This window comes from Nocardia sp. NPDC003693 (assembly GCF_053981095.1).
The window spans coordinates 173,470-183,378 of record NZ_JBSFNO010000016.1 but is presented as its reverse complement, the minus strand read 5'-3'; the positions used below and the strand labels follow the sequence as shown (position 1 = coordinate 183,378).

Sequence of the window (9,909 nt, the reverse complement as noted above, 5' to 3'; positions counted from 1 at the left end):
AGGGACAGCACCACCCAGGTGAGCACCTGGGCCAGCGCGTGTCTGTGCTTGGCCGCCTCGGTGCGCACCAGCGAATCGCTGCTGCGGCCGGGTGGTGGTTGCATGCCACCCGGCAGGCGCCTCTCCGCCGCCGCGGCGGGCCGACCTCAGCGAGGATTGGAGCCGATCGACTCGATTCCGTACGGCGGAGAATGCGGGGCCGGGCGACTCAGGGGCGTTGGAACCCGGCCACGCACGTTCTGGATGTTCCCTTCGCACCGATGGTCAGCAGTTGCTCGGCGCGGGTTCGCCGCGGAAGCGGGCGTCGAGCCAGCCCAGGGCGGACGGGATGCCGAGCACGGCGGCGGTGAGATGATCGGGCACCGGGACCTCCTCGGTCCGCACGCGGGCGCCCGCGGCGCAGTAGCGGCGCACGGTGTTTCGCACCGCGTCGATGGGAATGAGGCCGTCGATGGGTGAATGCCATTCGAAGACGGGCATGTTCGGCACGCCGTCGTACAGCTCGAGACTGTTTTCCTCCACGACCGCGCGCGCCACCGGATCCTCCGTCATCACCGTCGTCTCGGCGATATCGAGGGCGCCGCGGCCCGCGCCGGCGGCGATGATGTCGTTGGTGCAGCTGTCCACCAGGCGATCCCGGATCTCGAGACCCTGGGAGTTGAGCTGACTGCTGATCGGGAAGCGATCGGGGTACTCGCGCTCGAGGCCGAGGCCGGCGGCCAGCGCCAGGCCGAAGACCGGATGCCGGCCCAGGCCCAGGGTTTCCAGCATGGTCACCAGGTTCATGGGCACGCCGCCCATGGCCGCCCCGGCGAGTGTCAGCTCCGGGGCGTAGGTCGAGGCCAGGGCGGCGGCCCAGGCCGTGGCCATGCCGCCGCCGGAGTACCCGATCAGGCCGACCGGGCTGTGCTGGACCCGCAGCTCCGGCACCTGCTGGACCGCGCGGATGCCGTCGAGGGTGATCTGCCCGCCGAGTTTGGCCGCGCCGTAGGCGGATCGGGGGCCCAGGTGGTCCGGCAGCGCGATGCTCCAGCCGCGCTGCAGCAGCAGGTTCCAGGCCGGCGCCTCGCGCACCACCAGGTTCTGGTCGGTGGTGTAGAGCACCCGCGAGACCGAGCACTGCGAGCCCAGCGCGTTGATGATGTGCTGCAGCGACAGCAGCGGGGTGTCGGGCTGCCGGTTACGGGGCGAGAGCACCGTCGTGGTCGCGAGGATGGGGTGCCCGGTGGAATCGGTGGAGCGGAACTTGACCAGGGTGATGTCGATGCCGGGGAACAGCGGCAGCGGCGGCATGGCCCGGGTGCCGAGGGTTTCGCCCGGTCGTTTGTCGGCGATATCCGCGGGCACCGCGAAGAACGGGTCGGGATCGGGGGTCGGATAGCGCGGTTCGGCGATCGCGACGGCGCAGGACAGGGTCAGCGCGGCCACCGCGCCGAGCACCCCCGCGCTCGCTCGCCACCATCGGTGCCGGGCGCCCCCGCGCGGCCTGCTGATCGATTCCGGACGATGCATGAATATCGTTCCCTCCGAAGCGATTTCCGGCCGCAGTGCACACGGTCCGGAGCCTGCGAGAAGGGTATGGAGCCGCGCGCCGATTACGAACGGGCGGAGCGGATTTCCCGACAAGTCACAACGGGCCGCGCGGGTGACTTGTGGAGTTGAACGATACCGTTTGACACAGTTACCAAGAGGATGCGGCGGCGCCCTGTGAATAGTACAGCGCGAAAGTGAAACACGTTCCGGGCCTTGGGATCCCACTAGCGTCGAGGGTGCGGGACGGAAGCATCTCCGTACCGGACCGCATCCGCAGCAGTTTCTCGTGGAGGGGACCACGCAATGACAGATATCGTCGATCAACCCACTCGCCGGCAGGCCGCGGGTGATGCCCTCACCCACCGGGTCACGGTGTACGTCGGCACACCGGGCACCGCCGCCGAACTCGTCATGGAGTATGCGGCAACCCGGGTCGAGGCCTACGAATACATAGTCACCGCCGTGCATTCCGGCATGCTCGTCACCGTGGACGGCAAGGTGCGGCCGGGCCTGCGCCGGCTACCGAGCCCCCGGCAGCGCTTCTGAGGCACGGTGCTCGGGCCGCCTCACTTGCCCGGCGGGAGGTCGAGGGCGGCGGCGATGCTGCGCCACGCGGGCTCCAGCTGCACCGCGAAGTCCAGCCAGGAGTGGATGCCGGTGGGCAGGTAGAGCGCGGTGACCGGAATGTGTAACTCGTTCAGCCGTTGGGCGAATCGCACCGTGCAGTAGTGCGCGCCGGCTTCCAGGCTGACCCCGCCGCCCGCGACGCCCATGGCTTCGACGGCGTCGCGGGCGGTGAGGGCCTCGGCGATGTTGAGCACCCCGGGCACGCCGGTGGCGGCCGAGATGTGCACGGCGGTGCCGCGCAGGCCCTCCGCGTTCACCATGGAGTCGTGCGCCCGCCATTCCGGCGAACCCCAGGGGCCCCAGAGGTTTTCGACGTTGCCGCCGCGCGAGCCGACGGTCATGGTGGTCACCGCGCGGCCGGGGGCGTCGGTGGTGGAGTAGCAGCCGCTGATCCCCGCGACCGCGCGATAGTGGCCGGGGTGGCGGTGCGCGAGCATCATGGCGGCCTGGGCGCCCATGGACACCCCGCCGATCGCGCGCCGCCCGTCACCGCCGAGGTACGGCTCGACCACCGCGGGCAGTTCCTCGGTCAGGAAGGTTTCCCACCGGTTCCAGCCGAGCACGCCGTCCGGGCGCAGCCAGTCGCTGTACATGCTGCCCGCGCCGCCCGCGGGCAGCACCACGTTGATCGCCTTGTCCGCGAAGAACTCCGCGGCCCGCCCCTTGGTCAGCCAGTCCGACACCAGCTTCCCGTCGACCCCGTCCAGCAGGTACAACGTGGGTTTGGGTCCCGTGCCGGCCCCGTGCAGGACGTCGACCGCCATGACCCGCGTCATGGACTCGGACTCGATCCACACCCGTTCCCACCCCGGGCTGTGCACTTCGACCCGAATAGGCTCCCCCCGCACGGCTATTCGCACCTCCTCCGCCCCCGAACGGTCCGCCGGCGCACCCGCCACAGCCGCCAGCACCACGGCCAAGCCCACCGCCACCCGTCGAATCATGCGGCCAAACTAGGCCCTTGCTACCCGCCAGTACTTCACATTCCCCATTCCCTGGACCCTTGACCTACCGAACCCCCATCCCCCTGTTCTCCATCACAACGATTCCCTGACCTAGGCAAACCACTCCGATCGCGGGGTGGCGCGTCGCCTGCCGAAACGGCAAGGGCGCTCCCGGTCAATACCGGGAGCGCCCTTGGGGTTCCGAGACCTACAGCAGGTAGGTCACTACAGCATGCAGCTCACGCAGCCCTCGACCTCGGTGCCTTCCAGCGCCATCTGGCGGATGCGGATGTAGTACAGGGTCTTGATCCCCTTGCGCCAGGCGTAGATCTGGGCGCGGTTCACGTCGCGGGTCGTGGCGCTGTCCTTGAAGAACAGGGTCAGGGACAGGCCCTGGTCCACGTGCTGGGTCGCGGCGGCGTAGGTGTCGATCACCTTCTCGTAGCCGATGTCGTAGGCGTCCTGGAAGTAGTCGAGATTGTCGTTCGTCAGGTAGGGGGCCGGGTAGTAGACGCGGCCGATCTTGCCTTCCTTGCGGATCTCGATCTTCGAGGCGATCGGGTGGATCGAGCTCGTGGAGTGGTTGATGTACGAGATCGAACCGGTCGGCGGGACCGCCTGCAGGTTCTGGTTGTAGATGCCGTGCTCCATGACCGACGCCTTGAGCTCGCGCCAATCGTCCTGGGTCGGGATGTGCACGTTCGCGTCGGCGAAGATCTCGCGCACCCGCTCGGTCTGCGGCACCCACTCCTGCTCGGTGTACTTGTCGAAGTACTCGCCCGAGGCGTACTTGGACTCGGGGAACCCGCCGAAGTACTGCCCGCGCTCCTTGGCGATCAGGTTCGAGGCCCGGACCGCGTGGTACGCGATCGTGTAGAAGTAGATGTTCGTGAAATCGATGCCCTCGTCGGAGCCGTAGTGCACGCGCTCACGAGCCAGGTAGCCGTGCAGGTTCATCTGCCCCAGGCCGATGGCGTGGGACTCGTTGTTGCCCTGCTCGATCGAGGGCACCGAGTGGATGTGCGTCTGATCCGACACCGCGGTGAGCGCGCGAATCGAGGTCTCGACCGTCTTGGCCAGATCCACCGAATCCATGGTCTTGGCGATGTTCAGCGAACCCAGGTTGCACGAGATGTCCTTGCCCACATGGGAGTAGGACAGATCGTCGTTGTACAGCGACGGCGTGGAGACCTGCAGGATCTCCGAGCACAGGTTCGAGTGGGTGATCTTGCCCTTGATGGGGTTCGCCCGGTTCACGGTGTCCTCGTACATGATGTACGGGTAGCCGGACTCGAACTGCAGCTCGGCGATGGTCTGGAAGAACTCGCGAGCCTTGATCTTGGACTTGCGAATTCGCTTGTCGTCGACCATCTCGTAGTACTTCTCGGTCACGTTGATGTCCGCGAACGGCACGCCGTAGATGCGCTCCACGTCGTACGGCGAGAACAGGTACATGTCCTCGTTCTTCTTGGCCAGCTCGAACGTGATGTCCGGGATGACGACGCCGAGGGACAGCGTCTTGATGCGGATCTTCTCGTCCGCGTTCTCGCGCTTGGTGTCCAGGAACCGGTAGATGTCCGGGTGGTGGGCCTGCAGGTACACCGCGCCCGCACCCTGGCGCGCGCCCAGCTGGTTCGCGTAGGAGAACGAGTCCTCGAGCAGCTTCATGATCGGGATGACGCCCGAGGACTGGTTCTCGATCTTCTTGATCGGCGCGCCGGTCTCGCGAATGTTGCTCAGCAGCAACGCCACACCGCCGCCGCGCTTGGACAGCTGCAGCGCGGAGTTGATGGAGCGCCCGATGGACTCCATGTTGTCCTCGATGCGCAGCAGGAAGCACGACACCGGCTCGCCGCGCTGCTTCTTGCCCGAGTTCAGGAAGGTCGGGGTGGCCGGCTGGAAGCGGCCCTCCATGATCTCCTCGACCAGCTCCGAGGCCAGGGTCTCGTTACCGGCGGCCAGGGTCATGGCGACCATGCACACGCGGTCTTCGAAACGCTCCAGGTAGCGCTTACCGTCGAAGGTCTTGAGGGTGTACGAGGTGTAGTACTTGAACGCGCCGAGGAACGTCGGGAACCGGAACTTCTTGGCGTACGCCTGCTTGAACAGCTTCTTGGTGAAGTCGAAGCTGTACTGGTCGAGCACCTCGGTCTCGTAATAGTTTTCCTTGACCAGGTAGTCCAGCTTCTCCCGCAGATTGTGGAAGAAGACGGTGTTCTGGTTCACATGCTGCAGGAAGTACTGGTGCGCGGCCTCGCGATCCTTGTCGAACTGGATCTCACCGTTGGGGCCGTACAGGTTCAGCATGGCGTTGAGCGCGTGGTAGTCCATCCCGTCGGTGGACTCGCCGCTGACGGGGCGCTCTACGCGGGCAGTCTTTCCGACCGGTGCGGTTGTCGTTGCCAAAACAATCCCAATCCCTCTCGGACGCGCTCGACGTCCTCGGCTGTTCCCATGAGTTCGAAGCGATACAAATACTCGACTCCGCACTTGCGCGAAATGACTTCGCCCGCATAGCAGTACGTATCGCCGAAGTTCGTGTTGCCGGCCGCGATGACGCCGCGCAGCAGGGCGCGGTTGTGCGGATCGTTGAGGAACTTGGCCACCTGCCGCGGCACGAATTCCTTCTCCGATCGTTCACCACCCAGCACGTGCTTACCGCCCCCGTAGGTGGGGACGATGAGCACGTAGGGTTCGTCGACTCGCAGACTGTCGGCGGTATGAAGCGGTATGCGGACCGCGGGCACGCCCAGCCGCTCGACGAAGCGGTGCGTGTTCTCCGAAGCGCTGGAGAAGTAGACCAGATTCGGTGTCCGCGTGGACAACTCGGTCATTTTCGACTCCTTCCGCCTTCGGGATACCCGCTGACTCTCGATCAGCGGGTGCTGTCCGCTAGGCGACGGCGACGGCCTCGGCGAGCGCCTTGATGCGATCGGGACGGAACCCGGACCAGTGATCCTCACCGGCGACCACGACGGGAGCCTGCAGGTAGCCCAGCGCCATCACGTAGTCGCGGGCCTCCGGGTTCTCCGAGATATCGATGACGTCATATGCGACGCCGGCCTTGTCGAGGGCGCGGTACGTGGCATTGCACTGGACACAAGCGGGCTTGGTGTAAACGGTGATGGTCATTGGTATCTCCCCTTCTCCTTGCCTTCGATCCGTATGCAGTGCACGGCTGAAACAAGAACCATGTAGTAAGTGCGCAAACCCCTGGATGCGAGACCGAAGTCCCTGGTCGCGCGGCTCCCTTCGAGGGTCTCGCCGCGTGCCCTTCCAGCTCCCAAGACACTACACCTAGTGGCCGACAGATACACACGACACGACATGTTGCGACTAACAAAGATGGGATTCGGATCGGTGAAGTGCCAGCACGCTCGATTCGCCACCCGGAGCAACTGAGGCGCAGGTCACAGTTTCGAGATTGAGCACATTCTCAGCAAACACATCGTTCCCGCTGATCAACACCCTTCACGCGAGTCACACGCGCACCTGCCGAGCGAGTTCCAACGGGTTCGAGAGTGCACCGACGCGCTTCCGACATCCCTGTCCGCCGCGGCGTGTCGTGCGCGACGGGGTGCCGCCGCCGGTGTGTCGGTGTCAGCACATCGCGGTAGCCGGTGGGCGAACGCGCCCCTCGATCATGCGACCTCACCGGGCGATTCGACGAATCGCGCAGGTAGTCCGGCCGCCGTCCGTCGCGGGTCGCGGCGAAACCGTCTCGGCCGCCGCCGGTCCCGGATGACGCGCATTCTCGGGGGCGGCGGAGCCCGACCGGACACCCATGTGTAGCTAGGAGATTGCTTCATGCGGAGAAGCTAGCGCAACGACTCCGAAAACGGGCGATGCCACGACCGAAAGATCGTGGCATCGTGCCGGATTCAGCGGTGCGTCCGCCAATTACTGGATAGTTGCAGTCACATTCGCGGCCGCGGCGACCGAGCGCACGGTGGCGGCGAGCTGGGTGAGCGCCTCGGCATCCTCGGCCGGATGCGTCTCACCGAAGCGCTGGCCGATGCCGCCGAAGTTCAGCGACGCGTCCTCGAGCACGGCCGCACCGGCGACGCCGAGCGACTTCACCGCGTCCGCGTGCGACCACTTGGCGGCGTTGGCACTGATGGACGCGCTGATCACGCCGACCGGAAGGCCCTTGATCGCGCCCGCGCCGTACGGGCGCGAGGCCCAGTCGATGGCGTTCTTGAGCACCGCGGGCAGCGTGCCGTTGTATTCGGGGGTGAGCACGAGCAGACCGTCGGAGGCGGCGACGGCCTCGCGCAGCGCCGCGGCGGCGGCCGGAACCTGACCTTCTACATCGAGATCCTCGTTGTAGAAAGGAATATCGGCCAGGCCGTCGTACAGCACGACCTCGACACCCTCGGGCGCGGCCTGCACGGCGGCCTCGGCGATGCGGCGGTTGATCGAGGCGGCGCGAAGGCTGCCGACCAGAGCGAGAAGACGGGTCTGCGACATGGTGACTACTCCTACGATGCTGATCCAGTGGCGGGATTCTGAAGACAGTAACCGGACCATGGTCCGATTACATTCCCGGGGGTGGCTATCGCGTGCCGTGACCCGCGCCACAGCCAACAATGGCCGCCGCACCCCCGCTCGAGCACCGCTTTCACTCGAGCAGAATCCAATGGCGAGCCCGCGCGGGCCACGCCGAGCCGCGGCGGCGGGAGCGCCGGACTGTGCGCTAGACTGGAAACGGACCATGGTCCGATTGCAGATACCGACAAAGGGGTCGAAGCCGTGACTTGGGACATTCCGCTGGTGCTGCCGCTCGCGGACGGCGAACCCGTCGAGCGCGCCGACGCCGCGCGCAATCGCCGACTCCTGCTGGACGCCGCGGCCGAACTCGTCCAATTGCACGGCGCGGACGCGCTCACGATGGACGCGCTCGCCAAACACGCCGGCGTCGGCAAAGGCACGGTCTTCCGCCGCTTCGGCAATCGCGCCGGGCTGATGTACGCCCTGCTCGACGAGTCGGATCGAAAGCTGCAGGCCGCCTACATGTTCGGCCCGCCCCCGCTGGGCCCGGGCGCACCGCCGCTGGACCGGCTGATCGCCTACGGCCGGGCGCGGCTGTCGTTCACCGAGATCGAGGGCGACGTGCTGCGCGCCGCCACCGACCAGCCCCGCAAGTTCGAGGGCGCGCCCTACGCGGTCACCAAGACCCACGTCTCGATGCTGTTGCGCCAGGCCGGAACACACGGGGAGATCTCGCTGCTGGCCGACAGCCTGCTCGCCCCGCTGGACGCCACGCTCGTCCTGCATCAGATGCGGGTGCTCGGATTCACCCGCGAGCAGGTCGGCGACAACTGGGAGGCGCTCGTCCGGCGCGTCGTTCCGGACGCCGCGCAGTAGAGTGAGCGGCATGGGGAACCTGCGCGAAGAGATCATTGCCGAGCTGGGCGTGCTGCCCGTTATCGAGCCCAAAACCGAAGTGCGGCGGCGCATCGACTTCCTCAAGGACTACCTGCGCGCCACGCCCGCGAAGGGTTTCGTGCTGGGCATCAGCGGCGGCCAGGATTCCTCGCTGACCGGCAAGCTCTGCCAGCTCGCGGTCGAGGAACTGCGCGCCGAGGGCGCCGAGGCCGAGTTCGTGGCCGTGCGGCTGCCGTACGGCGTGCAGGCCGACGAGCACGACGCGCAGATCGCGCTGGAGTTCATCGCGCCCGATCGCTCGGTGTCGGTGAACGTCAAGCCCAGCGCCGACGCCGCGGGCGCCGAAGTGGCGGCCGGCGTGGCCGAGCTGCTGGGCGGCGAGACCCGCCTGCGCGACTTCGTGCGCGGCAACATCAAGGCCCGCGAGCGCATGGTGCTGCAGTACGCGATCGCCGGCCAGCTGAACCTGCTGGTGGTCGGCACCGATCACGCGGCCGAGGCGGTCACCGGCTTCTTCACCAAGTTCGGCGACGGCGGCGTGGACATCACGCCCCTCACCGGCCTCACCAAGCGCCAGGGCGCGGCGCTGCTGCAGGAGCTGGGCGCCCCGCCCAGCGTGTGGCAGAAGGTCCCCACCGCCGATCTCGAGGACGACCGCCCGGCCCTGCCGGACGAGGAGGCCCTCGGCCTGAAGTACGCCCAGATCGACGACTACCTCGAGGGCAAGCCCGTCAGCGACGAGGTGGCCGCCCGCGTGGAGTCGATCTTCCGGAACACCCGCCACAAGCGGACCGTCCCGGTCACCCCGCACGACACCTGGTGGAAGTAACCGCCACTCGGGTCTCGCGCCCGCCGCACCTCGGGTGCGGCGGGCGCTGTCGTAGTACGGAAAAGCCGTCGTGCCTTCAGGTTCGGCGAGCGCCACGCTCCTGCCTTCGCGACATGGGCGCGCCCGAACGAATCTGCGTCAGGGCCGCACCAAGCCCTGTCCACGAGACCGGGGGCGATGGGAAAGCCTGCGGCAGGAATCAGATTCGGAGGGGATCGAGTCCGGGGGCGACCGTCTGGTATTCGACGGTCGTGACCTGCTGACAGTGCAGGGATTTGAGAGATACGCCGTTCATGAGCGCTGAGACGGCGAAGGCGACCACAACGGCGCCGAGGAGTAGAGCGGGTACGAGTCGCGCCATGGCGCCACCTCCCGAATAGGCGGACCGGACAGTCCCATTATCGGCGTGGCGAACGTTCCGTTACCGATTCAATATCTGGTCGATCGACCAGATATTGCTGGTCAAGCGTTTGCATCCGATGGCGCGACGCCGCTCAGCGAGGTGTTCGGCTACCTCGCGACGGGGGCCACGCGCGGTGGCGAAATACGAACCTCAGCCGAACCGTGATCGAACCCCGCCGCGAGGTC

Annotated in this window: 11 protein-coding genes; 4 read left to right on the top strand and 7 right to left on the bottom strand. The window is 66.9% G+C overall.

The annotated features are described in order from the left end of the window. Positions 1-264 precede the first annotated feature (264 nt). Positions 265-1,512: a lipase family protein gene (locus tag ACWDOP_RS19760; protein ID WP_456346250.1), complete on the bottom strand. Its 1,248-nt coding sequence runs from the start codon at positions 1,510-1,512 to the stop codon at positions 265-267. A gap of 324 nt (positions 1,513-1,836) precedes the next feature. On the opposite strand from ACWDOP_RS19760, the gene ACWDOP_RS19755 reads away from it, so the two are divergent. After that, entirely contained in the window at positions 1,837-2,079 is a 243-nt protein-coding gene (locus ACWDOP_RS19755) for a hypothetical protein (protein ID WP_456346249.1), read from the top strand. A 20-nt stretch (positions 2,080-2,099) separates the two neighbouring features. Here the strand turns inward: ACWDOP_RS19755 and ACWDOP_RS19750 are convergent, their stop codons facing one another. From ACWDOP_RS19750 to ACWDOP_RS19730, 5 genes are all read right to left on the bottom strand, one after another. Beyond that, positions 2,100-3,104: an alpha/beta hydrolase gene (locus tag ACWDOP_RS19750; RefSeq protein WP_454203296.1), complete on the bottom strand. Its 1,005-nt coding sequence runs from the start codon at positions 3,102-3,104 to the stop codon at positions 2,100-2,102. 225 nt (positions 3,105-3,329) lie between these two features. Further along, positions 3,330-5,435 carry a class 1b ribonucleoside-diphosphate reductase subunit alpha gene (gene nrdE, locus ACWDOP_RS19745; protein ID WP_454203409.1) on the bottom strand — a complete coding sequence of 702 codons (2,106 nt, stop codon included), beginning with the start codon at positions 5,433-5,435 and terminating at the stop codon, positions 3,330-3,332. 32 nt (positions 5,436-5,467) lie between these two features. Further along, the gene (gene nrdI / locus ACWDOP_RS19740) at positions 5,468-5,938 is read right to left on the bottom strand and encodes a class Ib ribonucleoside-diphosphate reductase assembly flavoprotein NrdI (RefSeq protein ID WP_379001163.1); all 471 of its coding nucleotides are present in this window, start codon (positions 5,936-5,938) and stop codon (positions 5,468-5,470) included. A 58-nt stretch (positions 5,939-5,996) separates the two neighbouring features. After that, a complete protein-coding gene (locus tag ACWDOP_RS19735) occupies positions 5,997-6,236 on the bottom strand; it encodes a redoxin NrdH (protein WP_454203294.1) in 240 nt (79 codons plus the stop codon). Positions 6,237-7,004: 768 nt separating this feature from the next. Continuing rightward, entirely contained in the window at positions 7,005-7,574 is a 570-nt protein-coding gene (locus ACWDOP_RS19730) for an NAD(P)H-dependent oxidoreductase (protein ID WP_456346248.1), read from the bottom strand. 282 nt (positions 7,575-7,856) lie between these two features. Here ACWDOP_RS19730 and ACWDOP_RS19725 point away from each other — a divergent pair, with 282 nt between their 5' ends. Together ACWDOP_RS19725 and nadE are read left to right on the top strand one after the other, a co-directional pair. Then, entirely contained in the window at positions 7,857-8,471 is a 615-nt protein-coding gene (locus ACWDOP_RS19725) for a TetR/AcrR family transcriptional regulator (protein ID WP_456346247.1), read from the top strand. 10 nt (positions 8,472-8,481) lie between these two features. Next, a complete protein-coding gene (gene nadE, locus ACWDOP_RS19720) occupies positions 8,482-9,321 on the top strand; it encodes an ammonia-dependent NAD(+) synthetase (RefSeq protein ID WP_454203291.1) in 840 nt (279 codons plus the stop codon). Between the two features lie 199 nt (positions 9,322-9,520). On the opposite strand, the gene ACWDOP_RS19715 is transcribed toward nadE, so the two are convergent. Beyond that, on the bottom strand, positions 9,521-9,682 hold the full coding sequence (locus ACWDOP_RS19715; protein ID WP_456346246.1) for a hypothetical protein: 162 nt from the start codon (positions 9,680-9,682) through the stop codon (positions 9,521-9,523). A 45-nt stretch (positions 9,683-9,727) separates the two neighbouring features. Between ACWDOP_RS19715 and ACWDOP_RS19710 the strand changes: the two genes are divergently transcribed. After that, the gene (locus ACWDOP_RS19710; RefSeq protein WP_456346245.1) at positions 9,728-9,889 is read left to right on the top strand and encodes a hypothetical protein; all 162 of its coding nucleotides are present in this window, start codon (positions 9,728-9,730) and stop codon (positions 9,887-9,889) included. Positions 9,890-9,909 lie beyond the last annotated feature (20 nt).